This window comes from Rhodococcus sp. C1 (assembly GCF_020809065.1).
GTDB classification, from domain to species: Bacteria; Actinomycetota; Actinomycetes; order Mycobacteriales; family Mycobacteriaceae; genus Rhodococcus_F; species Rhodococcus_F qingshengii.
This window is the reverse complement of record NZ_CP078080.1, coordinates 5,964,485-5,986,528: the sequence shown is the minus strand read 5'-3', so window position 1 is coordinate 5,986,528 and position 22,044 is coordinate 5,964,485. Positions and strand designations below refer to the sequence as shown.

The window sequence follows — 22,044 nt, the reverse complement described above, 5'->3', positions numbered from 1 at the left end:
CCACAGATCCTCTCGCGACCCCCCAGCCTGATGCACGGCTCCCAGCCTGATCGATGTTTGGACCCCGAGTGTCACGGGTACAAATCCAGTGACCGGTGTTCCAAAAACGGTTCCCCTCATGAACTTACGTGGATCGAGGGATTGTGAAGGCGATACTGGCAACGGCCGCGAGCATCCTTCTGGTGGTTGCCCTGGCCGTCGCCGTCTTGCTTCTCCTTTCCGGATCACCGCGCGAAGGTACTTCGCACGAGCTCGCCGATACGGTTCACACGATCGGTGGGAAGCCGACAACCTGCACCGAGTTGTTCGGTGAAACATGCAGCTTTGCTTTGCAGTCGGACTACAACCAGTGGGGACAAAACCTCGAGGGTTTTGTCAATGCCGGGACCCTCGGACCTTTCGCCCGCAGTATCGGCTTCGTGGCGGAGGCGAAACTGAGCTTGCAGGCATGCGAGGTCAGCGCAACCGCCGGGCGGACGATTCTCGATTTCTACACTCTCGCCGAGATCGACCACCCCACGGCCACCACCACCGACCTCTTCCCCTTCTGGAACGAGTCCCGCCAATTCCTGTGCCCGGTAAACAGTTTCTGAGAATGCTGTTTGCTATTTGAGATGTTCGAGACGCATCGCTCGCTCGGAGCCAGGTTGGGCGCAAGCGCGCGAATCGTGGACAGCGTTCCGCCCACGGGGGGATCGGTCTGTAACTGGCTCATGAGCACTGAATAACACACGAGAGTGAACGGCACTCCCCTCGGTGGCCGCTTCTTGTACGCGTTGCGGCGTGTCGGTGCACGGATGTTTATGCGAATTTCGACGGGGTAGGGCCTTCTGTGTGGGAGTCCTACCTGTGTGGGATCCCCGAGCGAGAATCCGAAACGTATTGGAGGGTCAACGTGCCAGATGACAAGAGCGGTCCCAGCGAGGGAATCAAAGGCGTCGTAGAGGACGTCAAGGGTAAGGCCAAGGAAGCCGTGGGTGCGGTTTCCGGAAACGACAGTTTGACCCGAGAGGGCCGCGCCCAGCAGGACAAGGCCGAAAGCCAGCGAGAAGTCGCGAAGAAAGAGGCAGAAGCCGAGAAGGCTCGCGCAGAAGCGGCCGCGGACGAAGCGCGACAGAAGTCCGAGCAATAGCCCCTGACGCACTCGTCACCCTCGGCCTGGGATTGATCCCAGACGGGGGTGAGTCGTGGCTCCGCGTTCAGTTTGAAATCTCTACTTACATAAGGCGTAACAAGATTCTTGCGCCCAGCATGACGATCAAGAGGAGCTGTTCGATGCCTTCATCTCAGTCCGTCCCAGGTGCACCGGCCCCGAAAGCGCCGGACCTGAAAGAGCCGGTCAAGCCTCGACAGCCGTTGCCGCCCAAGGATGACCAGCGGCAGCCGGAGGTGCGTACCGTCGCGGGTGCCGAGGAGAAGGTGAAGGGAAACGGTCGCGGCCAGCGGGGGGAGTACCTCACCACCGCAACCGGTACACGTCTCTACGAGACCGACCACTCACTCACTGCCGGCGAGCGCGGCCCGACTCTTCTTCAAGACCACCACCTGCGTGAGAAGATTACACACTTCGATCACGAGCGAATTCCGGAGCGCGTCGTCCACGCCCGCGGGGCGGCCGCACACGGAATGTTCCTGGCGAATGGCGCGGCCGAAAACATCTGTAAAGCATCGGTGTTCGCTTCCGGTGCTCGAACCCCGGTGTTCGTGCGGTTCTCGACGGTGCTGGGTTCACGAGGTTCGGCGGACACCGTACGCGACACACGCGGTTTCGCCACCAAGTTCTACACCGACGAAGGTGTCTTCGACCTGGTGGGCAACAACATCCCGGTGTTCTTCATCCAGGACGGCATCAAATTCCCGGACATCATCCATGCCGCGAAGCCCCACCCGGACCGCGAGATCCCGCAGGCGCAGAGCGCGCACGACACATTCTGGGATTTCGTGTCGCTGCACACCGAGGCCACGGCGCACACATTGTGGAACATGTCCGATCGCGGCATCCCGCGCTCCTATCGCATGATGGAGGGCTTCGGTATTCACACGTTCAGGCTCGTGAATGCCGATGGCGAGACGAATCTGGTGAAATTCCACTGGAAGCCGGCCGCCGGAGTGCATTCACTCGTGTGGGAGGAAGCGCAGATCGCCGGCGGTGTGGATCCGGATTTCCATCGACGCGATCTTGCCGACGCCATCGAGGCGGGCGCATATCCGTCCTGGGATCTGGGCGTGCAGGTGTTCCCTGATACCGAAGACGAAATGTTCGAAGGCATAGATCTATTGGATCCCACCAAGATCGTGCCCGAAGAACTCGCGCCGGTTCAGGTCATCGGAACGATGACACTCGACGCCAATCCGACGAACTTCTTCGCCGAGACCGAGCAGGTTGCATTCCATCCGGGTCACTTGGTTCCGGGTGTCGACATCACCAACGATCGTCTCCTGCAGGCACGTTTGTTCTCGTACCTCGACACCCAGATCACGCGACTCGGTGGCCCCAATTTCGATCAGATCCCGATCAACCGTCCTCACGCGCCTGTCAACGACATGCTTCGCGACGGCTTTCATCAGGACGGTGTACATACCGGAGTTGCGCCGTACCATCCCAATTCGTTGGACGGTGGGTGCCCGTTCTTGGCCTCGGCGGAGAGCGCGGCCTATATCGAGGTGCCCGAAGAAGTTTCAGGGCGAAAGGTGAGGCAGGCGCCGGCATCGTTCGACGATCACTTCTCGCAAGCTCGACTCTTCTATCGCAGTCTCTCCCCTGTCGAGCAGGAGCACGTCGCGCAGGCGTATACCTTCGAATTGGGTAAGTGCTACGAGGAGAACATCAAGACCCGGAATCTGGGCATCTTGGCAAATATCGACGCGGGTCTCGTGTCGATCGTCGCAGGGGGGCTTGGCCTTCCGGTTCCCGAACCGACCGAGCCGTTGAGTGATCCGGAGCTCAGCCCTGCACTGTCCCAGGTTGGTGCGGAATGGCCGGTAGACGGAAGGATCATCGCACTACTGGTCGATGAGAACTCCGATCTCGAAACGGTTGTCGCCGTTCGAGACAAGATCTTCGACGCCGGCATGGTGCCGCTGATCCTCGGCCCGCACGGCGGAACCATCGGGGACGGTGACGACGCGGTGACGGTGCAGCGAACGTACCTCACAGCTCGTTCGATCGAATTCGATGCAATCCTGCTGAGCGGCGACGTTTCTCGGATCGGCGAGGGCAAGTTGGATCCACGGGTGGAGACTCTGCTGAACGAAATGTATCGTCACAGCAAGGCAATTGGTGGTTGGGGAGAGAGCATGAGTGCGCTGGCTGCGGCCGGTATCGACGAGTCTGCATTGGGAGTCGTCGTCGATGCAGACGCGGAAGGAGCGCTCGCCTCGCTGGCTCAGCTTCTGAAGACGCACCGCGTGTGGGGGCGTTTCGAGGTGCCGCCTACATCCTGAGTGCCGACGTACGTTCGAACCTGCGGTGTGGCCGAATTGCCAGTTCGGCCACACCGTCGGAGTGAAGACGAGTGAAGGGACGAAACAGTGGCTCGCAAGGACTCACAACCTCAACTCAAGGATCAAGAACTCTACGAAGAGCTACGCGAGAAGGGCGATTCCAAGGAGAAGGCGGCCCGAATCTCCAATGCGGCCGCCAATCGAGGGCGGTCGAATGTCGCCAAGTCCGGCGGACAATCCTCGCCGTACGAGGAGTGGACAGTCGACGAGCTGAAGAAACGTGCCAAGGAACTCGATCTGCACGGCTATTCGAAGCTGAACAAGGGTGAGCTGATCGAGCAACTCCGCACTCACTGAGCTGTGTTCTGCTCGAGTCGTATTCTGCTTGTGCAGAATACGACTCGAGCGGTCGGTTCAGTGCCCTTCTTGATCGAAGAGTTCCTGACCTTCCAGTCGTTTGACCCGTCGGTGTTCCATCAAGATGGCCAGTGTTCCGACGATGAAGGACACCACGCACACGACGCCGGCAATGACTGCCCAACCACGAAATCCGTAACCTGCTGCCACCAAGGTCAATCCGAGTGTTGCCAGGCCCAGTCCGATCAGCAGGTATCCGGGATAGTTGCGACCGTCGCTGATTGCCTCCCCTACGTGCGATCGATTTGTGTGTTCGTCATCTACCGGTGAACTTTCGCTCGCGTTTGTCACGGCACACTCCATCCTGAGCTCATGACGACTTGCGATTCTTCGCTCGTCGTCGGTTCACAGGGCAACTACCCGATCGGTGACTGGATGAAACGGTCGGAGTAGTGCCGAAAGGGGTAGAAGGTCGTACGCTCGAAGTATCGGATGTGGATGAAAACCGGTGCGAGGAAGCCCTATGAACGCGAAGCCGACTCCCGACATATTCTCGGTAGGTACACCGACTCTCGGTGTCGAAGAGGAGTTCTTGCTCTGCGATCCGCAGACTGGACATCCCACTCTGCGCAACTCCGAGGTTGCTGCCGCCGGGCGGGAACTCGGTATCTCGCTGCAACTCGAACTCACGCGCTGTCAGGTGGAGACGTCTACGTCGATCGGAAACCATATTCGTGATCTTCGTGATCAACTCTGTGAGTCGCGTGCCGTCACCGCCGACGCCGCTGCCCGTGTGGGTTGTCAACTCATCGCAGTCGGGACGCCGTTCTACGATCCGCCGGTAGACGAGATCACTCAAACGTCGCGATACCAGCGAATGGCCGGTCAATTCAGAGCGATCACCGAAGGTGTGATGTGTGGTTGCCACATTCATGTCGGTGTGGAAGATCGAGAACGATCGGTCCAGATCATCAACCATCTGCGCCCATGGTTACCGACCTTGTTGGCACTGACGGCGAACTCTCCGATCAGCGCCGGTCGCGATACCGGTTATGCGAGTTGGCGTTACGTTCTGTTCGGCCGATGGCCCAGTTCGGGTCCGCCGCCCTACTTCGAGTCCGTGGCGCACTACGAAGATGCTGTTGCAGCAATGCTGGAGACAGGGGTCATTCTCGATCCACACATGGTCTATTGGGATGTGCGCATGTCGGATCACCTTCCCACCGTGGAGATTCGGATCAGCGACGTGCCCGCCACCGTGGAGGAGACGATGACTCTGGCCACACTGGTGCAGGCACTCGTCGGTACCGCATCCGCCGCGATCACGAAAGGTGAAGCAGCGCCTGCTGTCGATCACGAGCTACTCCGCGCGGCTTGCTGGCGGGCGGCGCGTGACGGACTCGACGGGAGGTCGCTGGACGTGGAATCCGTGCGCTTGCTGACTGCACACCAGGCGGTTCGGCAATTGGTGGATCACGTCGAACCTGCGTTGACTGCATTCGGAGAATTCGAGCAGGTCACGGCCTCCTTGGACAAGGTGTTCAGCAACGGAAACGGGGCGATCGTGCAGCGCCGTCAACTCACGCGTCGGTCACGTGTAGCTGATGTGATCGACGAGTGCGCTCGACGCACTTTCGAAGGGTGCAGTTCGCAAGGGGGCAGTGAGCTGTAAGGCACGGTTGGAATGGGCATTCGAGAACTTTCAATGTCTTGTCGAAGTCACCGATCGGACTGCAGGAGGAGGAACATATGAATGGCGATCCACGACCCGAGCTTCCGTCGGACAAGGATCTCGACGATATGTGCAGGCAATTGGCTGCGGCAGTAGAGGAAAACGGTCTGTCGGTGGCGACGGCGGAATCGTTGACTGCCGGGAACATCGCCGCACATCTGGGAAAGGCGCCGGACGCCGGATCGTGGTTTTGTGGTGGGATCGTCGCGTACACCCGCGAGGTGAAACATTCCGTACTTCATGTTCCGGACGGGCCAGTGGTCTGCGAAGAGGCAGCCAGGGTCATGGCGCACAGCACCGCCACACTGATGGGTGCGTCGCTAACGCTGGCCGTCACCGGTGAAGCCGGTCCTGATACCCAGGAGAACGTTCGACCCGGAACTGTGTGGTTCGGAGTCGTCGACCATGGGACCGCCGAAACGGAGAAGCAGGTTTTCTCGGGCGACCCCGAAGCTGTCCTCGGTGCAACTGTCGAGCACGCGATCCAACTACTTCTGCGTCACGCATCCGGTCGCCACACACCGAGTTCGAGAGTTGTGAACTAGTCGAGTTTTCAACTCTTCGAACGGTTCTTCTTGTGACGACCTGTGTGTTTCGCAGGCGCCTGCGCGGTTGGAACCAGATGACCGTCGGCCGTGTATTTTTCGACTACGAGGTTCTTGCTGACTCCTCGGTTCGCATCCACTGCGCAAGTGATTGCTTCCTTGTCGGAATTGAAAGGTTCCTCGGTCGAAGAGCCGTCGGGCATCGTGATTTTGTACCGATCCATACATCGACTATTGCGGGTTGATCCGTCTCCGACAACCCGAGTTCACGGAAATATCGGTCTGGGAGTCAGGCGGATCAGCGGGTCCAATACTCTTCGGGACGTTGACCCGGACGGAATCCGTAGTGCGCGAGCATCGCGGTCGCTTCCGGAAAATTGGCTGCCAGAGCTTCGGGCACATGTGCATCGCTGCCGAATGTCACCGCTTTACCTCCCTCTTCGCCCCACCATTGGGGTATCCAGGGCAACAGCCGACGGGTGTTCATCTCGAGGATCCGGTCGCTGTCGGCGATGGCGCGCATCGCATTTCGGAATCCCTCTTCGAATCGACGGGGATCGAAAGGTCCGGCACTTTCGATCGGCCATGCACGCACCGCGTAGTCGATATGGGCGAACACCTCGAAGGTCCGAGAGTCAGCCACCATACGCGGGATCTCATCGAGGTATGCCCACATGACTTCGTCGGCACTCCACTTTCGAAACAGAGTGTTCGGTTCACTCCGATCGTCGCCGACTTCGAGCGTGTGCAAGGAACCCAATACCCGGTCGATGACACCGAGATCAAGGAGGTGCGACGCCTGCGCTTCGTGCAGGTGCGGTTGTCCGAACTCGACGCCGGTGAGTATCCGCAATTCAGGAAAACGGTGTCGGCATCGTTCGATGCTGTCGAGATAGCCGTCGACGTCGAGGATCGGTGCGCGCGCAAGTCTGTTGCATTCGTCCGGATGCGTGCGACAGCGGTCCACCGGTGTCCCACGACCACTCGCTGTGAACATGACTGTCCGCGGGTAGTTGCACGTTCAGTTCGTACCAGAGCCGGGAGTTTCGGGGGGCGGTTAAAGCTCGGACTGTCGCGCGAATTCGCTCTGTGCAGTGGTTCCCCAGATCTCGGAGGACTGAGTCTCGGGCTCGCTGTCCAGCTTTCGGACGTCGTGAATGAACTCCACACCGTGCAGTTCGTCGGACGGAACCGACAGAAGCTTGCACGTGGTGCTGACGAAGAATCGCTGGACATCTTCCAACTCGAGACGCCCACCGGGCCGGTACCAATGCGCGACCCCGGTACACATCTCGAGTATCGCGAGTCGGCTCAATGCCAGATCTTCGATGTCGAAGGCGCCCACGCGTTGTCCGCGTTCGAGGATCTGTCCGAAAAGTTGCTCGTACTCGTCGCGCAGGGTCTGCAACTCGATGCGGTTGTCTCCGGTCAACCCGCGCATCTCGTACTCGGCGACGCGGGCAGTCAGTTGGTTGACGGCGGTAATGCCGACGTGTGACGACACCAGGCCGGCGAGCTGGACTACGGGATCGGCGCTTCGGCGCATTGCCCGCTCTCCCGACTGCGTCAGCTCGTCGAGGCAGGACCGAATGATCGAGGCCAACAGTGACTCTTTGCTGCCGACGTAGTGGTAGAGCGTTGCCGAGTTGATGCCGGCTTCGGCTCCGAGCTCACGAATGCCGGTGGCGGCGAATCCTTTCGTCGCGAACAGCGTGACTGCCGCCCGTTGAACGCGCCCCAGGTCCATGATCCTCATTTCGGTTGGTTGCCCAATCATGCTAGCATCGCCGCCGAAATCGACCGGCTGTCAATCAGTCGATTGATAGCTGTTTGTGTACTGGCAAATTGCATCTTAACTAATCAATCGATCGATTGAAATACGCTTGACTGTGCCCTGGGTCACTGCATAGTCTCCTTGTCGAGCCTCCCTCTCGGTGCGAGAGCTAACAGGGCACTCCATACAAGGAGCAATGACATGAACGACGCGAATCCCCCATCTCCCGCAACTGTCGACAGGCCTGCCCTGCGGCGTGTGGCCGGATCGGTTCTGGTCGGCACCACGATCGAGTGGTACGACTTTCAGATCTACGGCGCCTCCGCCGCGTTGGTCTTTGCGCCGCTGTTCTTTTCGGGCGCAGACCCCGCGCTGGCGACAATTCTTTCCTTCGCCACCTTCGCTGTCGGCTTCCTGGCGCGGCCACTCGGCGGTGTTGTGATGGGCCACTTCGGCGACCGCATCGGACGCAAGAAGGTCTTGGTGCTCGCACTTCTCTTGATGGGAGCAGCGACGTTCCTGGTCGGCGTCCTTCCGACCTCCGCCCAGATCGGTGTGTGGGCCCCGATTCTTCTCGTATTGCTGAGACTGATTCAGGGCTTCGGCGTCGGGGGTGAGTGGGGCGGTGCAGTTCTGACTGCTGTGGAATACGCACCCAAGAACCGCCGCGGTTTCTACGGCAGTATGCCGCAGGTCGGTGTGCCTGCTGGCCTTCTGCTGGCGACGGCCGTCATGTTCGGCACCAAGGCGCTCACCGGGGACCAATTCCTGGTGTGGGGGTGGAGAATTCCCTTCCTGCTGAGTATCGCGTTGGTCGCCGTCGGGCTTTACATTCGCACCGCGTTGGAAGAGACTCCCGCATTCGCTCGCGTGAAGCAGCAGAACACTGCGGTCAAGATTCCGATGGTCGACGCGTTCAAGAACTACCCTCGTCAAATCATTCTTGCCGCAGGTTCGATGATCAGCACGGGCGCTTACTTCTACATCCTCAACACCTACAGCCTGACCTACGCCGATCAGTTCGATCTGCTGTCCGGAAACCTCATGCTCGGAGCGGTCATGGTGTCCGCGCTCGTTGCAGTCATCTTCATTCCGATCTTCGGTCAACTGTCCGAAAAATTCGGCCGACGCCGGATCCTGATGGTCGGCATCACCGGCATGGGAGTGTGGGTCTTCGTTGCATTCGCCGCGATAGATACCGGCAACTTCTGGATCACCACCGGCGCATTGGCAGTCGGCGCATTCATGCTCAGCATCTCGTACGGGCCGCAGGCGACGTTCATCGCGGAACTGTTCGACGCACGGGTGCGGTACAGCGCAGCGTCCATCGCTTTTCAGATCGGGGTGCTCTTGGGTGGTGCAATCGCGCCGATGGTTGCCGCCATGTTGGTTCGCGCAACCGGTGGATCGCTTGCGGTCGCTGTGTATATCGCTGCCCTGTCTGTTATTTCGCTGATCAGCGTCTACTTCGTCCGTGACACCGACCTCGACGAAGGAAGTCGCGACATGTACATCGATGACAACGGGGCGTATCTGCCGCCGGTCGATCAACGCTCCACGGTTGTCAACTAATAGAGGAAACTTCAATGATCACAAAGAGTTTCGAAGAGATCTCTGTCGGAGACATTGCGGTGACGGACCCGCGGGTCGTCACCGAAGACTATGTGCGAAGTTTCGCCGACCTCACCTGGGACCGCCATCCCCTTCACCTCGACCCCGACTACGCGCAGCAGACGCGCTTCGGTCGCCAGATCGCCCACGGTGCCCTCATGTTGTCCACCTTGCTCGGTCTGGTGGAGTTGGACCCCCGTTACCTGCAGTGCTTCTACGGGCTCGATCAGGTCAGATTCCACCGGCCGACTTACCTCGGCGACTCGGTGCATGCGGTGTCGGAAGTGCTGTCGGTGCGCCCTCGCTCGGACGGTGAGACCGCGATCGTGACGTCGAAAGGCTCACTCGTCAACCAAGACGGAGACCTTGTCTTCTCCGGCGAATTCTCATTCCTGGTAGGCGAGACCCATTCCCTCGACCTCGAAGTGGGTGCTCGGTGAGTTCTCGGCGGCATATGTCATGGTGGCAGGACCTCGAAGCAGAACACTTCGAATGGGCTGTGCCAGAGCACTTCAACATTGCGCACGCATGTGTCGATGTACAGAATCCCGATGATCTGGCCCTCGTCGTAGACACCGGTGGGCACTGGGCGCGGTACACATTCGGTGAAGTCGCCACGATGAGCCGAAAGTTCGCGACCGTGCTCGCGGATCTCGGCCTGGTCTCAGGCGATCGCGTCGGTGTGATGGTCCCACAGGGAATCGAGGTTCTGGCGACACATCTGGGCGCCTTCCGATCCGGAATGGTGACCGTTCCACTTTCGGTCAAGTTCGGATCGGATGCGTTAGTACATCGGATGCGTGACTCCGGCGCGAAAGTTCTTGTGGTCGAGAAGGACTGCTATGAGAGAGTTGCCGACGGAATCGGTGAGATACCGGGTCTCGAAGCCGTAATCGTGGTCGGAAGGCTCGATCGGCTCTCCGATTCGACGCCCGTGCAAATCCTCGATTTCCACAGCCTCGTCGACGATGCCGCAGAAAGTAGTGAACTGGTAGCCACGGGCCCCGATTCACATGCCATCATCATCTACACCTCAGGGACGACCGGGAATCCGAAAGGCGCGCTCCACGGGCACCGAATTCTCCTGGCGCACATGCCCGGTATGCGGACGGCGTTCGACAATGCTCCGCAGCTGGGAGACGTCTTCTGGACGCCGGCAGACTGGGCCTGGATCGGTGGTTTGTTCGACGTACTGTTCCCCGCACTTGCGTTGGGGTGCCCCGTAGTTGCGACGCCCGACAAATTCACGCCTTCGCGTGCGGTCGAGATTCTGAGCCGTCACAAGGTGACGGGCGCCTTCATTCCTCCCACTGCCCTCAAGCAGATGCGAAGCATCGGCGTCGACAAGACTGCTGCGCGTGGTATTCAGCTGCGGGCATTGGGAACCGGTGGTGAGGCACTCGGTGACGCGCTGCAAGCCTGGGTTGCGAGCACTCTCGGCGTAGCTGTCAACGAGTTCTACGGGCAGACGGAAATGAATCTGACCATCGGCACGTCGCGGTCGAAGTGGAGTCCCGCCAGCGGTTCGATGGGCCGCGCCTTCCCCGGCTTCGAAGTCACCCTCCTCGATCCACTCGGCGAGCCGGTCGAGATTGGTGAGGTAGGCGAGATCTGTGTGAAGGCAGGCAACCCCGGACAGTTCCTCGGATATTGGAACCAGCCGTCGAAGACCGATGAAAAGGTGTACGACGGTTGGATTCACACCGGTGATCTGGGTCGGACTGATGACGCCGGGAACTTCTGGTACCAGGGACGTGCCGATGACGTCATTTCGTCCGCGGGGTACCGAATCGGCCCCGGAGAGATCGAAGAGTGCCTGCTCTCGCACGACGAGGTAGCCATGGCAGGTGTCATCGGTGTTCCGGATCCGTTGCGCGGCGAAGCGGTTCACGCTTTTGTCGTACTGTCCGAGGGGTCGAACTCCTCGGAGGAGCTCCGTCAGGAGTTGCAGACCCACGTGAAAAGTCGCCTTGCTTTCTACCAGTACCCGAGGGAGATCACGTTCATCGACAGCTTGCCGCTCACCACTACCGGCAAGATCCTCCGACGTGAACTCCGAGCGCTGGCCACCTCCGCGAACGGACTCGGCTAGCCGAGGGCTACATGTTGGGTAGGACCACGACGAAGAACCAGCCGCTCAGTGCCAGACCGATGAATCCGGTGAAGAGGCCGACTATTGCATCCCATGGCAGCTGGCGGGCATTCGAGAGCAGATGCCCGCCAGACTTCTTCGGGTGACGTCGGAGCGCGAAGATTCCTGTTGTGATCGCGCCGACGCCCAGCAGGATGCCGAAGCCGAAAGCCCAGAACAGGAGTACCGACAGCGCGCCGAGCATCTCAGACCGCTCACTCCAGCGTGCGATGCGCTGTGTTTCGGTGGGCGGAGGCCACTTGTGTGAAGGCGACAGAGCTGCTCCGAAACGGCGGGTGTGGTGACGAATTGACTGGTCGCTGAGAAACATTGTCCACCACGCCTGGAGTTGAGTCGATGTGCCGCTGGTATGTACTCGTCTACCCCGTCTTCGCGGATGTATTCCGCTGATTTCGAGGCTAGGTGGTTGCCGCTTCTTCCCAGGAGTTTCCATTCCACACGATGGAGATGGGGTATTCGTTGTTGACCCCGTTTTCCCAGTAGTCGATGACGCCGTGGCGCTCCGATTCGAGTTCGATCCAGCCGATGCTGAATCCCCCTCGAAGTACGCGTTGAGCCCGGCGGTCGATCTTGTCCAGGGAACTGCAGAGTCCTCGCACGCGGGAGTCGATCCAGCCCGCAGAGGCATCAAGAACGGTGATCTCGACGATGCTCGCGTCGCTCAGCGGAATCTCGATGAGAAGCTCGCCGGAATCTCGTACCTCTCGAGTCGATCGATTCTCGTAGGCGTGCAACAGCTCTCGCGGTTCGAACACCGAAGGGTCGCCGTCGGACCGTCGAGACCAACCGAAACGCTGCACGGACACATTGTCTCCCACGAATTGCAGGAATGTCATTCGATGTGAATGAGGCCGTCCAGGGCGTCCAGTACCCGGTCCAGCCCGAACTCCCAGGCCGCCTCGGGGCTGTACGGGGAGTTCTTGGCCTCGCCGGCCGCCCCTCCGACTCGCTGCGCCAGCGGGAAGTCGTCGCCGAGATAAGCAGCCAGACGCTGGTTCCAGGACGACCACACCTCGGCCATGTCGGCTGCTCGGGGGTCAGGGCGCCGCGCTTGCGCCGAGGATCGGGCGAAGTCGGCGACAAATGTCAGGGCGGAGTCCCGGTCGATGTCGCTCAGTCCCGTGCCGTCGAAGGCGTGAAGTTCGTGGTCGTACTTCGCGATAGTTCCCGGACCCAACGCGGAGCGCTGATCGGAGATGTCCAGGAGCCACCAATGCTCCGTATAGAGGGCAAGTTCTTCCTCGGCGACCCGACGCACACGTTGGCGCCAGGTCATGTTCCCGTACGGCAGGAGTGGGCTGTGTCCGTGTACGGCGTCGACCATGAGCACCAGCAGATCGTCGCGGGATCCGACGTGGGTGTACACCGCCATGCCCGAGATTCCGAGTTCGGCGGCCAATCGGCGGACCGTCACGGCGTCGAGGCCGTCGGTATTCGCGACGGAGATCGCGACGTCGACCGCCTGTGAGGTGGTGACCTTCGCTCGCGGGCCGCGGGTGCCACCCTTCGGCGCGAGGGGGTGATCGCGCCAGAGCAGGTCGATCAGTTCGCGTGCCATCAGTCGTCTCCAGAAATCGGGAATACCTCAACGGTGGTATACCTTATACGGTGCATACTGTATGCACTGCATAAGGTTTATCGATCATGGGAGGCCCACGATGAAAATCACCAGCACTGCTCTGTCCTTGAACGTCGCCGACACCGACGCATCGGCAGACTTCGCGAAAACCCATTTCGGTTTCACCGAGGCCATGGCCGATGACGGCTTCGTTTCCCTGAATCATCCGGATGCCGGGGTCAACGTGGTCTTCCTGCGCACCGGGCTCGGGACGTTCAAGCCCGACTTCGTCGCAGGTCCGGCCGGTCAAGGCTTGCTCATTGCATTCGTGGTCGACGATGTCGACGCCGAGTTCGCCCGCATCGCTGCTGAAGGTGCCTCCGTCGTCACCGAACCGGAGACGGAACCGTGGGGTGAGCGTTACTGCCAGTTCGTCGACGCCAACGGAATCGTGTGGCAACTCGTTCAGTGGGTGTGAAGAACCCGAGCGCTCGGCTCCGCGGCGCGCGGCACAGAACGTAACCAGAGGGCGCGTTCGACGGACTGGGCTTGGAAGCGCTGCGGTGAGATCCCGTGCGCAGTGCGAAACGCTCGGCTGAATGCGGGCAGGTGCGCGTAACCCAGGTTCCTCGACACCGTGCCGGGTGCAACCCCGAGTTGGAGTTGGGTGCGTGCCTGGGTCATCCGTGAAAGCGATCGCCACTGCGGATACGTGGTGCCGGTTTCGATACGGAACTCCCGGCGCAGCCTGGCTGCGTCAGTACCGAACTCTTGCGCCCACTCGTCCAGAGTGCGAGGGTCGGCCGGGCGGGCGGCGGTCGTCGCTGCCAGTCGTGTGGCAATCGAAGCGGCGGGCGAGGTGTTCGAAACCGGTTGTGCAAGAGGGCCGGTGGCGATGATGTCGAATGCCATGGCGCTGTCGTGGCCGCGCGGGCGCAAGGGCGTGTAGGCGGCGACGAAAGTGTGCAGCAATGCCAACTCGTCAGCGGGGGAGAACTGCACGGTCTCGAGGGCGTCGGCAGATACGGTCGACCCGTTCGAGGAACGGAAGCCGAGCGGCAGAAGCAGTGAACCAGTCGGAACCGTGACGGTATTGAGGACGCCTGCAGGAAGAATCATGGCCTCTCCGGTGCGCAGTTCCCAGCTGCGGTCCGCGACGTCCACCCGGGCTTGGCCTCGGTAGACCCACACGGCGACGTGGGCGCCGTTGACGCGCGGCCACGTCGCATTGGCCGGTATCGGCGGCGCTGTTTCCCCGGGCTGCCTGGGCTCTGCGAGCATGCGGACCAATGCTTGATCGTTGTCGGTGTCCACGCTGCGATCGGTTGGACCGGAAAGGGCCCGGCGGCGATAGTCACTCGGGCTCTCTCCCATCTGGGCCCGGAACGCACGCGTGAATCCGCTGCCCGTTTCGAAGCCGACTTCGTTTGCAATCCAACCGATCTCGCGGTCCTGCTTCAGGTACTCCAATGACGCGGCGATCCGAGCTCGTAGCCGCCAGCGCGTGAAGGTGAGGCCGGTTTCTTCCACGAAGTACCGCTGGAGCGTTCGAATGCTGATCCCGGCACGCTTCGCGAATTGTGCCTCGGTGTCGTCGGTGCCAGGTGTTCGCAACAGGGCGTGCGCGATCTCGAACGCTTCCCGTGATTGCGGCAATTGCGGCAGCGAGGTGGCCCCGTCGTCGGCCCGGGTAATCATTTCGAACAAGGACGACGGGTGTGCAGCGTCGCCGCGCAGATAGCCCAGGTTGTGAACGAACTCGTGGATCAGTCTGTCTTCCCATCCGGGCGGAACGCGCAGACGCGTCACGGTAGCCGGCCCGGTGCTGACGCCGTTCGAGGGCGGAAGCAGGATGGGAAACGCGACGGAATCCGAGTCCGTCTCCATCGAATATCGCACGCCCGCCGGGATCCACAACAACTCGCCCGCCGGCACCTCGTAGACGGTCGATCCGGTCCTGACGCGTCCACTACCTGCGAGAACCCAGAACAACAGCGGTGAGCGGCCGATGCTTGGCTCGGTGCGGCAGGCGCGGATCGGCCCCAAGTCGATTGCGTCCGACCTTCCCGATAGTGGTAACACGTTGGCGCTCCTGGACAACCCTTGCGACTTAAGTATGGCTAACTTTACCTCTGCCGACTGTGTTCGCAGCGGCGCACTCTCGTATCTTCAGAAAGCCACATACTCATGCGCAGATCTCTACGCCCGGCGGCGGCAGTACTCGCCGCGGTCGTCGCCCTCGCTCTTGCCGGCTGCTCGAATTCGTCAGGTAGTGACACCGGAACCGAGGGCACCCAGGAAACCTCCGGGGCCACCGAGGGCTGGCCGCGCACCGTCGATCACGGCGGCCGTAGTACCGAGATCACTGCAAAGCCGACTCGGATCGTGTCCACCTCGCCGTCGTTGACCGGCACGCTGCTTGCGATCGGAGCGCCGGTGGTCGCGAGTGCGGCGACAACGCCGTCGGGAATGACCGATGACCAGGGGTTTTTCTCCCAGTGGTCGGGCGTGGCGGCTGATCGTGGCGTCGCGGTGCTCTACCGAAATCTCGAGCTGGACCTCGACGCGATCGAGACCTTCGAGCCCGATCTGATCATCGGCTCCGCTAACGGCGGCGACTCGACACTCGATGCCTACTCACAGCTGAGCGACATCGCACCCACTGTTCTTCTCGACTACGGCGCCAGCTCCTGGGAGGAGCTCGCTGATCAGCTCGGGACTGTCACCGGACTCGAGAGCGAGGCCGCCAAAACCGTCGACGAATACGACAGCTGGGTCACCACCCAAGCCGCGAAGATCAAACTTCCCGAGCAGCCGGTGACGGCACTGGTCTACATGGGTGCCGACGGTGTCTGGACGTTCCGAGCCGACAGCCCGCAGGGCAATCTGCTGGCCTCGCTCGGCTTCACCTATGCCGAGCCCGCTGAGCAGTTTGTCGCTCCGGACAAGCGGGGTGCCTCCGGCGTCGCGATCGTCAGCTCCGAAAACATGTCTGCCGCACTAGACGGGGCGCAGACGCTGTTTGCCGTCTCGATGGGGCCCAAGGACGTGGAGAAGCAACTCGCGGCCGACCCGCTCCTTGCGAATCAACCTGCGGTCAAGGGTGATCGGGTATACGCGATGGGAACGGCAGCCTTCCGTCTCGACTACTTCAGTGCAAAGCAGACGGTCGAGTCGCTGGTGTCCACGTTCGGTGGATGACCGCGTGGGCGTTTCTGCGCAGTCCCGGACCGAAGCGCCACCGCGGTCCGGGACGGCCGCGCGTGCGGGGTTGTTGGTCCTCGTCTCCATCGTTGTAATCGTGCTGGCATCCGTCGGCGGACTCGTCATCGGCTCACGCAACATCCCCGTCTCCACTGTCCTCGATGCAGTTCTTTCCTACGACGCCGGTAACAACGAGCACCTGATTGTGATCGAATCACGTTTGCCTCGAACAATTCTCGGGCTTGTGGTCGGGGCCGCGCTCGGACTGGCCGGCGCGCTGATGCAGTCGATCACCCGCAACCCTCTGGCCGATCCGGGACTACTCGGTGTGAACGCCGGAGCATCAGCAGCAGTCGTGATTGCGATTGCCTATCTGGGGGTGACTTCGGCCGGCGGCTATCTGTGGTTCGCGCTTGCCGGCGCGGCCGTTGCCTCGGTAGGTGTGTACATGTTGGGGTCGGCGCATCGCAGCGCCGCGACCCCAGCGCGCATGGCGCTTGCCGGTGCCGCTGTTGCGACGGCGATCACGGCTCTCACCAGCATGGTTCTCATAAGCAACGAGGCCGCATTCAATCAGTTCCGATTTTGGGCAGTGGGTTCGTTGCAAGGCCGCGGCGGAGACGTGATCGTCACTGTTCTGCCCTTCGTCATCGTCGGTATCGTGTTGTCGTTGTTGCTGATTCGTCCACTCAACGCAATCGCGCTCGGCGAGGATGTCGCCAAAGGGCTCGGTGCCAGCACCGGACCCGCACGGGTCGGATCCGCTGTCGCAGTCATCCTGCTGGCAGGGGCCGCAACTGCGGCGGCTGGACCGCTCGGATTCGTGGGCCTGGCTGCGCCGCACATCGTGCGCGGCGTCGTCGGGCCGGATCTGCGATTTCTTCTGCCGTGCGTGCTCGTTGTCGCCCCGGCATTTCTGCTCTTGGCCGACGTTCTCGGTCGCGTTGCCACAGCGCCGGGAGATCTGCAGACGGGGATCGCCGTGGCGGTGCTCGGTGGCCCCTTGTTTGTTGCGCTTGTTCGCTCGCGGCGGGTGGCGTCGCTGTGAATGCGATTGCAGCGCAGCCGGTTCCACCGCTGTTCCGCGGTTGGGTGGTTCGAATCGGGTCGTACTCGTGGCGGATAGTTCCGCGAGTGCTGTTCGTAGCCGTGGCAATCAGTGCGGCATTGGCGGCGCTCTCGTTTGCCACGCTGATGTATGGAACCCTGGATCTGTCCTTGGGTGAAGTATGGCGTGCCCTGCACGGCGAAGGCGCCCCAGCGGCGGTTCGGTCCGTCCAGAATCGCAGGCTGCCGCGGCTGATCACGGCGATCGGCGTGGGCGGAAGCCTCGGTGTGGCCGGCGCGGTTTTCCAGACGCTTTCGCGCAATGTTCTCGGCTCGCCGGACATCATCGGTTTCACCACCGGCGCTGCGACTGCAGCCGTGGTTCAGATCGTCTTCTTCGGAGGCGGGGTACTGCAGACCGCGGGCGCCGCTGTTCTCGGCGGCATGCTGACGGCGCTTCTGGTGTACGCGCTGGCACGCAAAGACGGCGTCAGCGGCGGTCTTCGACTTGTCTTGGTCGGTATCGGCGTGGGCGCGATGCTGAGCGCCGTGATGTCGTTCCTGGTGGTGCGTGCGGATATCGACGACGCCACCGTTGTGCAGCAGTGGACGGCCGGCTCGCTGACCGGGCGCGGTTGGCCACACGCGGTCAGTGTTGCGATCGCCGTCGGTGTTCTCGTTCCTGCTCTCGTCGTGGTGTCCCGGCGCGTCACCATGATGGAGATGGGCGACGACGCTGCGTCCTCGCTCGGGATCTCCGTGGAGCGATACCGATTTGCCGGCATTCTGCTTGCGGTCGCGCTCACCGGCGCGGCGACCGCGGCCACCGGCCCCATCGCATTTGTGGCGCTCGCCGCTCCCCAGATCGCACGACGGTTGGCACGGCGCAGCGGTGTTCTTGTCGCGACTTCCTTCCTGCTCGGCGCAGTTCTGCTGGCGGGCGCCGACTTGATCGCGCAAGCGGTCGAGGTCGGTCTCCGCACTCCGGTCGGTCTCGTCACCAGTCTGCTCGGTGGTGCCTATCTGATCTGGCTGCTCGCTCGTCAGGCCTGAAAAAACTCGCTACGAAAGAGATTCATGACTACTGCCACCCCAACATCGCGGCTGCGTGCCGAGAAGATCGAACTACGGTACGCCGATCGAACCATCGTGGACGAGTTGAGTCTCGAGATCCCCGATGGAGGGTTCACCGTCGTCGTCGGACCGAACGGGTGTGGCAAGTCGACATTGTTGCGTGCGCTCGGCAGAATGCTCGCACCTCGATCGGGTCGTGTTGTGCTCGACGGTAACGATATTCGGTCCTATCGAACCAAAGAAGTCGCCCGGCGAATCGCCCTGTTGCCACAGTCCCCGCTCTCTCCTGGAGCGATCAGTGTCGCAGACCTCGTATCCCGCGGCCGATATCCGTATCAGAGCATGCTGCGCCAGTGGTCACCCGAAGACGAGCATGTTGTCTCCGAGGCCCTGAATGAAGTCGGAATGCGATATGCAGCAGACCAATTGGTGGACGAGCTGAGTGGGGGACAACGTCAGCGGGTATGGATCGCCATGACGCTTGCGCAGTGCACCCCGGTGTTGTTGCTCGACGAACCGACCACCTTTCTCGACATCGCACACCAGATCGAGGTTCTCGACCTCTGTTCCCAACTCCACCAGTCCGGTCGAACATTGGTCGCGGTCCTGCACGACCTGAACCTCGCGGCCAGATATGCCACGCACGTAGTTGCCATGCGGTCCGGAAAAATTGTCATGCAGGGCAGTGCCTCGGACGTCTTCACCCCTGAGTTACTGCGCGAAGTCTTCGACCTCGAGGCGCTGGTTCTCGAAGACCCGGAAACCGGACGGCCACTTGTTGTTCCGCGTGATCGAAGACCTGTCAGTCAGCTACCCGTCCACAACTGAACCACCGATCAGGAGATATCAATGACTACCGCATCTCGACCTGAAGAAACTGAAACGTCTGCGTCGGCAAAGGCGCCACGCGGAGAAGACCACGACCGCGGTCTCAACGACGTGGTTGCCGTCGTCGAACGCGTCGAACGGCCGACCGAGAGCATCTTGCGCATCGCCGTCCAGTTGACTTCGTCGGCGGACGACCCGAATTGGTTGCGGCCCAACGTCGCATTTCGCATCCAGCTCGGTCCACAGTACGGCGACGTCTCTCGCGTCTACACGGTGCGCACCTGCAACGCGCCGAGCAGTTCGATGACCTTCGACGTAGTGCTGCACGGCCACACCAGCCCGATGATGAGGTGGGCCGCCGACCTGCGTGTGGGTGACACGTTCTCACTCACCGGTCCTCGCCCGCACTTCCTCGTTCCCGAGATCGCCGGGCGCCGCGTCGCACTGTTCGCCGACGACACCGCGATACCTGCCCTCTATTCGATTCTGCTTCAGTGGCCCGAGGGACTGACCGGCGTCGGCTGGGTCGCCACCGGTGACGCCGAGGCTTTCGCGGAACTACCCGTGATCCCCGGCCTCGAGCTGCACCATGTCGAAGATGGCCTCGCCGAGTACGCCGTCGAACTCGAAAACCCAGGAGACTACGCGGTGTGGGGTGCCGGGGAACGGGACGAGATGCGAGCCATTCGAGCGCATTTCCGCAAGACAGTCGGCCTGGCGAAGGACGATGTAGTTGTCTTCGGGTACTGGAAGCGAGGGGTCAGCACTACCGAGATAGATCAGAACCGACTTCGGAACTACACGAGCATCCTCGAAAACGGCGGCACGCTCGCAGACATCGACGATCTGGCAATCGGTATCTGACGCTATCACCGGGAACTAGTGCCGGCGGGAGGTTCGGGAACGTCGTGCCTCATCGCCTGTGAGACGTACCCCGTGCCGATTCTGACGCCGCCCAGCCACTCGGTGAGGCGCGCCGCCTCGGCATCGAGAGAACGTCGCGCAGACGCTGACACGGTCTCGAGCAATCGGACGTGCACCACACCGGTTTCGTCTTGGATCCAGCACCCCACGACGCGACCGTCGACCCAAGCGGTGGCGCCGGCATTACCGCGGGTGTCGAAGAGTTGGTTGCGGTGCGGGCCGAGGTAGAAGTCACGGTTCTTCCACCCCATGACCGTCGGGTCGAGCACCGGTAGGAGTGCCACCCAAGGACCTGGATCAGGCACCGTGGCGACGTCATCGGGTAGCAACCAGCCGGTGTCGCCTCCGTCGAGTGAGACTGCAACGGCGTCGAGTTCGGCGAGGGCGGCCCGGACGACCGTCTTCGTCGAGCCCAGCCACCAGACGATGTCGTCTTCCGTGCCCGGTCCGAAGGTGTAGAGCCAACGGCGGACCATTTCTCGATAGCCGTCTGCAGATTCGAGATCGAAGGGGGCGTCGTCGAGCCAGTGTCGAGTGAGAGTCCACAGTGGGCGTGAGACGGGGAAGCGGGCGGTGTTGGTGCCGCGCATGATGTCTGCGGTCGCCCCGAGATGCGTGAGAACCCTGGGTGCCGACCAGATTTCACCTGCCGAACCCTCGACCTTGACGTCGATCATCGGCACGGCCTGACGAATCTCTACCGCTGAAAGCCCTTCAGGCCTATCGGTGAGCAACTTCAGCACTTCCGTCCGTGCGCGATCGAGCCAGTCGTTGCCGTCGACGGCGAGTCCGGCCTTGACGACATCCTTGGCCATTCGTGCCCGCTCGGTGTTCGCGACGCGGGCGGACGCACTCGACCACGCGGCCGGCAGCAAGTCGCGGGGAAAGGTGAAGAGTGTGCGGCGCATTGCCAATTGCTTCACGAGACTGCGTTGGTCGTACAGGGCGCGGTCGACGTCGGCGGCGTCCACGGACCGAACCCTCGCCCAGCAAGACAGATAGACCGTCGCTGACTCGGTGGCGTGCAGTACCGTCATCGCCCGCGTGGCAGCTTCCGGCGAATCGACGTGAAACATTGGCTCCAGCGCATGACGTACTCCTATGCGAGCACGGCGTTCGTCGTCGGAGACATGGCGCATCAGGCCATCGTGCCACAGTCCAGGTGCGTCGTATCAGCTAGTTGCACGAGGGTTCGGTTGCGCCAGTAGTCGTCGTGTCGGAGATGTGTGATTGCACCCGGGGTGGTCGCGAAGGTCGCAAATCCTGCGGCTTCGACGGGAATCTGTAGCCAGGCGGAGACGACGAATGTGTGTGCAAAGCCGTGGGTTACGACGATGTGATCGTGATCGAGATCGTCCATCAGTTCGTGAACGCATTCGTGAACCCTTGATGCGATGTCGCGGCGGGTCTCGGCACCGGCAACGGGGCCACGGTGATCGAGGCGGTTGTTGTCAGGGGCCGGGACCTGCCGCTGGGCCAGCCACGAGTTCGGGCGTCCTTCGGCTTCGCCGAAGCTGATTTCGCGCAATCGTGAATCCGTTGTCGCCGGAGCATCGAGTGTCCGGGCGATGATCGTGGATGTCTCGGTGCAACGATTGAGGTCGGACGAGGTGATGCGGACCGGGCGCGAAGTTCCTGTGCGTCGTCGTTTCAGCGCTTCGGCGATCAAACCTGCATCGCGCCGACCAGCGGGGGTGAGAACCGAATTGTGCCAACCGCCGACTACGTCCTGCGCTGTGTGTTCGGCATGAGGATGAGTGACGACGTAAAGATCCTGCATGAGACCCCTTTTGC

The 22,044-nt window shown here is 61.6% G+C and carries 24 protein-coding genes; 15 read left to right on the top strand and 9 right to left on the bottom strand.

Features of this window, described 5'->3' with window-relative positions; all coding sequences use genetic code 11:
• Positions 1-128 precede the first annotated feature (128 nt).
• From KTR60_RS27680 to KTR60_RS27665, 4 genes are all read left to right on the top strand, one after another.
• The gene (locus tag KTR60_RS27680) at positions 129-593 is read left to right on the top strand and encodes a hypothetical protein (RefSeq protein WP_225320190.1); all 465 of its coding nucleotides are present in this window, start codon (positions 129-131) and stop codon (positions 591-593) included.
• 302 nt (positions 594-895) lie between these two features.
• Positions 896-1,132, top strand: coding sequence for a CsbD family protein (locus KTR60_RS27675; protein ID WP_003943084.1), 237 nt, complete (start codon positions 896-898; stop codon positions 1,130-1,132).
• A 143-nt stretch (positions 1,133-1,275) separates the two neighbouring features.
• Positions 1,276-3,444, top strand: coding sequence for a catalase (locus KTR60_RS27670; RefSeq protein ID WP_054188314.1), 2,169 nt, complete (start codon positions 1,276-1,278; stop codon positions 3,442-3,444).
• Positions 3,445-3,531: 87 nt separating this feature from the next.
• Positions 3,532-3,801 carry a Rho termination factor N-terminal domain-containing protein gene (locus tag KTR60_RS27665; protein WP_003943161.1) on the top strand — a complete coding sequence of 90 codons (270 nt, stop codon included), beginning with the start codon at positions 3,532-3,534 and terminating at the stop codon, positions 3,799-3,801.
• Between the two features lie 57 nt (positions 3,802-3,858).
• Here KTR60_RS27665 and KTR60_RS27660 read toward each other — a convergent pair whose 3' ends face one another.
• Positions 3,859-4,164, bottom strand: a complete 306-nt coding sequence (locus tag KTR60_RS27660) for a hypothetical protein (RefSeq protein ID WP_007735689.1) — start codon at positions 4,162-4,164, stop codon at positions 3,859-3,861.
• Between the two features lie 160 nt (positions 4,165-4,324).
• On the opposite strand from KTR60_RS27660, the gene KTR60_RS27655 reads away from it, so the two are divergent.
• Together KTR60_RS27655 and KTR60_RS27650 are read left to right on the top strand one after the other, a co-directional pair.
• Complete coding sequence (locus KTR60_RS27655) at positions 4,325-5,473, top strand: glutamate--cysteine ligase (protein WP_007735690.1); 1,149 nt, start codon at positions 4,325-4,327, stop codon at positions 5,471-5,473.
• Positions 5,474-5,550: 77 nt separating this feature from the next.
• Positions 5,551-6,078: a CinA family protein gene (locus tag KTR60_RS27650; protein WP_158170736.1), complete on the top strand. Its 528-nt coding sequence runs from the start codon at positions 5,551-5,553 to the stop codon at positions 6,076-6,078.
• A 298-nt stretch (positions 6,079-6,376) separates the two neighbouring features.
• Here the strand turns inward: KTR60_RS27650 and KTR60_RS27645 are convergent, their stop codons facing one another.
• Positions 6,377-7,075 carry a hypothetical protein gene (locus tag KTR60_RS27645; protein ID WP_228401479.1) on the bottom strand — a complete coding sequence of 233 codons (699 nt, stop codon included), beginning with the start codon at positions 7,073-7,075 and terminating at the stop codon, positions 6,377-6,379.
• 60 nt (positions 7,076-7,135) lie between these two features.
• Positions 7,136-7,825, bottom strand: coding sequence for a TetR/AcrR family transcriptional regulator (locus KTR60_RS27640; RefSeq protein WP_007735696.1), 690 nt, complete (start codon positions 7,823-7,825; stop codon positions 7,136-7,138).
• 228 nt (positions 7,826-8,053) lie between these two features.
• On the opposite strand from KTR60_RS27640, the gene KTR60_RS27635 reads away from it, so the two are divergent.
• The 3 genes from KTR60_RS27635 to KTR60_RS27625 are packed head-to-tail and all read left to right on the top strand — an operon-like array spanning position 8,054 to position 11,555.
• On the top strand, positions 8,054-9,424 hold the full coding sequence (locus KTR60_RS27635) for an MFS transporter (protein WP_007735697.1): 1,371 nt from the start codon (positions 8,054-8,056) through the stop codon (positions 9,422-9,424).
• A 14-nt stretch (positions 9,425-9,438) separates the two neighbouring features.
• Positions 9,439-9,903, top strand: a complete 465-nt coding sequence (locus KTR60_RS27630) for a MaoC family dehydratase (RefSeq protein WP_003943225.1) — start codon at positions 9,439-9,441, stop codon at positions 9,901-9,903.
• Positions 9,904-9,917: 14 nt separating this feature from the next.
• Positions 9,918-11,555, top strand: a complete 1,638-nt coding sequence (locus KTR60_RS27625) for an AMP-binding protein (protein ID WP_050654957.1) — start codon at positions 9,918-9,920, stop codon at positions 11,553-11,555.
• Positions 11,556-11,562: 7 nt separating this feature from the next.
• Here the strand turns inward: KTR60_RS27625 and KTR60_RS27620 are convergent, their stop codons facing one another.
• The 3 genes from KTR60_RS27620 to KTR60_RS27610 all read right to left on the bottom strand — a co-directional run bounded on the left by KTR60_RS27620 (position 11,563) and on the right by KTR60_RS27610 (position 13,173).
• Positions 11,563-11,799: a hypothetical protein gene (locus KTR60_RS27620; RefSeq protein WP_003942917.1), complete on the bottom strand. Its 237-nt coding sequence runs from the start codon at positions 11,797-11,799 to the stop codon at positions 11,563-11,565.
• 214 nt (positions 11,800-12,013) lie between these two features.
• Positions 12,014-12,451, bottom strand: a complete 438-nt coding sequence (locus KTR60_RS27615) for a hypothetical protein (protein WP_007735701.1) — start codon at positions 12,449-12,451, stop codon at positions 12,014-12,016.
• Complete coding sequence (locus KTR60_RS27610) at positions 12,448-13,173, bottom strand: TetR/AcrR family transcriptional regulator (RefSeq protein WP_007735703.1); 726 nt, start codon at positions 13,171-13,173, stop codon at positions 12,448-12,450. Before KTR60_RS27610 ends, KTR60_RS27615 begins: the two co-directional genes overlap by 4 nt.
• Before the next feature lie 100 nt (positions 13,174-13,273).
• On the opposite strand from KTR60_RS27610, the gene KTR60_RS27605 reads away from it, so the two are divergent.
• The gene (locus tag KTR60_RS27605) at positions 13,274-13,651 is read left to right on the top strand and encodes a VOC family protein (RefSeq protein WP_030537422.1); all 378 of its coding nucleotides are present in this window, start codon (positions 13,274-13,276) and stop codon (positions 13,649-13,651) included.
• Here the strand turns inward: KTR60_RS27605 and KTR60_RS27600 are convergent.
• Entirely contained in the window at positions 13,639-15,255 is a 1,617-nt protein-coding gene (locus tag KTR60_RS27600; protein ID WP_228401478.1) for an AraC family transcriptional regulator, read from the bottom strand. The two genes, KTR60_RS27605 and KTR60_RS27600, sit on opposite strands and share 13 nt — an antisense overlap.
• A 105-nt stretch (positions 15,256-15,360) precedes the next feature.
• Between KTR60_RS27600 and fepB the strand changes: the two genes are divergently transcribed.
• From fepB to KTR60_RS27575, 5 genes are read left to right on the top strand one after another with little or no spacing between them, the layout of a single operon-like run.
• Entirely contained in the window at positions 15,361-16,374 is a 1,014-nt protein-coding gene (gene fepB / locus KTR60_RS27595) for a Fe2+-enterobactin ABC transporter substrate-binding protein (RefSeq protein WP_030537421.1), read from the top strand.
• Positions 16,367-17,425 carry a FecCD family ABC transporter permease gene (locus tag KTR60_RS27590; RefSeq protein WP_007735708.1) on the top strand — a complete coding sequence of 353 codons (1,059 nt, stop codon included), beginning with the start codon at positions 16,367-16,369 and terminating at the stop codon, positions 17,423-17,425. Before fepB ends, KTR60_RS27590 begins: the two co-directional genes overlap by 8 nt.
• Positions 17,422-18,477 carry a FecCD family ABC transporter permease gene (locus KTR60_RS27585; protein WP_080726583.1) on the top strand — a complete coding sequence of 352 codons (1,056 nt, stop codon included), beginning with the start codon at positions 17,422-17,424 and terminating at the stop codon, positions 18,475-18,477. The genes KTR60_RS27590 and KTR60_RS27585 overlap by 4 nt, the downstream gene beginning before the upstream one ends.
• Before the next feature lie 24 nt (positions 18,478-18,501).
• Positions 18,502-19,326, top strand: a complete 825-nt coding sequence (locus tag KTR60_RS27580; RefSeq protein WP_228401476.1) for an ABC transporter ATP-binding protein — start codon at positions 18,502-18,504, stop codon at positions 19,324-19,326.
• A gap of 21 nt (positions 19,327-19,347) precedes the next feature.
• The gene (locus KTR60_RS27575) at positions 19,348-20,190 is read left to right on the top strand and encodes a siderophore-interacting protein (protein ID WP_042448187.1); all 843 of its coding nucleotides are present in this window, start codon (positions 19,348-19,350) and stop codon (positions 20,188-20,190) included.
• Positions 20,191-20,195: 5 nt separating this feature from the next.
• On the opposite strand, the gene KTR60_RS27570 is transcribed toward KTR60_RS27575, so the two are convergent.
• Both KTR60_RS27570 and KTR60_RS27565 read right to left on the bottom strand, forming a co-directional pair.
• A complete protein-coding gene (locus KTR60_RS27570) occupies positions 20,196-21,389 on the bottom strand; it encodes a winged helix DNA-binding domain-containing protein (RefSeq protein ID WP_042448190.1) in 1,194 nt (397 codons plus the stop codon).
• Positions 21,389-22,030, bottom strand: coding sequence for a histidine phosphatase family protein (locus KTR60_RS27565; RefSeq protein WP_007735718.1), 642 nt, complete (start codon positions 22,028-22,030; stop codon positions 21,389-21,391). The genes KTR60_RS27570 and KTR60_RS27565 overlap by 1 nt, the downstream gene beginning before the upstream one ends.
• Between the last annotated feature and the right edge of the window lie 14 nt (positions 22,031-22,044).

What these genes read in the sequence shown, in the direction of transcription:
- KTR60_RS27670 (WP_054188314.1), top strand. Translation starts at nt 1,276, where the DNA reads ATGCCTTCATCTCAGTCCGTCCCAGGTGCACCGGCCCCGAAAGCGCCG.
- KTR60_RS27660 (WP_007735689.1), bottom strand. Translation starts at nt 4,164, where the DNA reads ATGGAGTGTGCCGTGACAAACGCGAGCGAAAGTTCACCGGTAGATGAC.
- KTR60_RS27655 (WP_007735690.1), top strand. Translation starts at nt 4,325, where the DNA reads ATGAACGCGAAGCCGACTCCCGACATATTCTCGGTAGGTACACCGACT.
- KTR60_RS27650 (WP_158170736.1), top strand. Translation starts at nt 5,551, where the DNA reads ATGAATGGCGATCCACGACCCGAGCTTCCGTCGGACAAGGATCTCGAC.
- KTR60_RS27645 (WP_228401479.1), bottom strand. Translation starts at nt 7,075, where the DNA reads ATGTTCACAGCGAGTGGTCGTGGGACACCGGTGGACCGCTGTCGCACG.
- KTR60_RS27640 (WP_007735696.1), bottom strand. Translation starts at nt 7,825, where the DNA reads ATGGACCTGGGGCGCGTTCAACGGGCGGCAGTCACGCTGTTCGCGACG.
- KTR60_RS27635 (WP_007735697.1), top strand. Translation starts at nt 8,054, where the DNA reads ATGAACGACGCGAATCCCCCATCTCCCGCAACTGTCGACAGGCCTGCC.
- KTR60_RS27630 (WP_003943225.1), top strand. Translation starts at nt 9,439, where the DNA reads ATGATCACAAAGAGTTTCGAAGAGATCTCTGTCGGAGACATTGCGGTG.
- KTR60_RS27625 (WP_050654957.1), top strand. Translation starts at nt 9,918, where the DNA reads ATGTCATGGTGGCAGGACCTCGAAGCAGAACACTTCGAATGGGCTGTG.
- KTR60_RS27620 (WP_003942917.1), bottom strand. Translation starts at nt 11,799, where the DNA reads ATGCTCGGCGCGCTGTCGGTACTCCTGTTCTGGGCTTTCGGCTTCGGC.
- KTR60_RS27615 (WP_007735701.1), bottom strand. Translation starts at nt 12,451, where the DNA reads ATGACATTCCTGCAATTCGTGGGAGACAATGTGTCCGTGCAGCGTTTC.
- KTR60_RS27610 (WP_007735703.1), bottom strand. Translation starts at nt 13,173, where the DNA reads ATGGCACGCGAACTGATCGACCTGCTCTGGCGCGATCACCCCCTCGCG.
- KTR60_RS27605 (WP_030537422.1), top strand. Translation starts at nt 13,274, where the DNA reads ATGAAAATCACCAGCACTGCTCTGTCCTTGAACGTCGCCGACACCGAC.
- fepB (WP_030537421.1), top strand. Translation starts at nt 15,361, where the DNA reads ATGCGCAGATCTCTACGCCCGGCGGCGGCAGTACTCGCCGCGGTCGTC.
- KTR60_RS27580 (WP_228401476.1), top strand. Translation starts at nt 18,502, where the DNA reads ATGACTACTGCCACCCCAACATCGCGGCTGCGTGCCGAGAAGATCGAA.
- KTR60_RS27575 (WP_042448187.1), top strand. Translation starts at nt 19,348, where the DNA reads ATGACTACCGCATCTCGACCTGAAGAAACTGAAACGTCTGCGTCGGCA.
- KTR60_RS27570 (WP_042448190.1), bottom strand. Translation starts at nt 21,389, where the DNA reads ATGCGCCATGTCTCCGACGACGAACGCCGTGCTCGCATAGGAGTACGT.
- KTR60_RS27565 (WP_007735718.1), bottom strand. Translation starts at nt 22,030, where the DNA reads ATGCAGGATCTTTACGTCGTCACTCATCCTCATGCCGAACACACAGCG.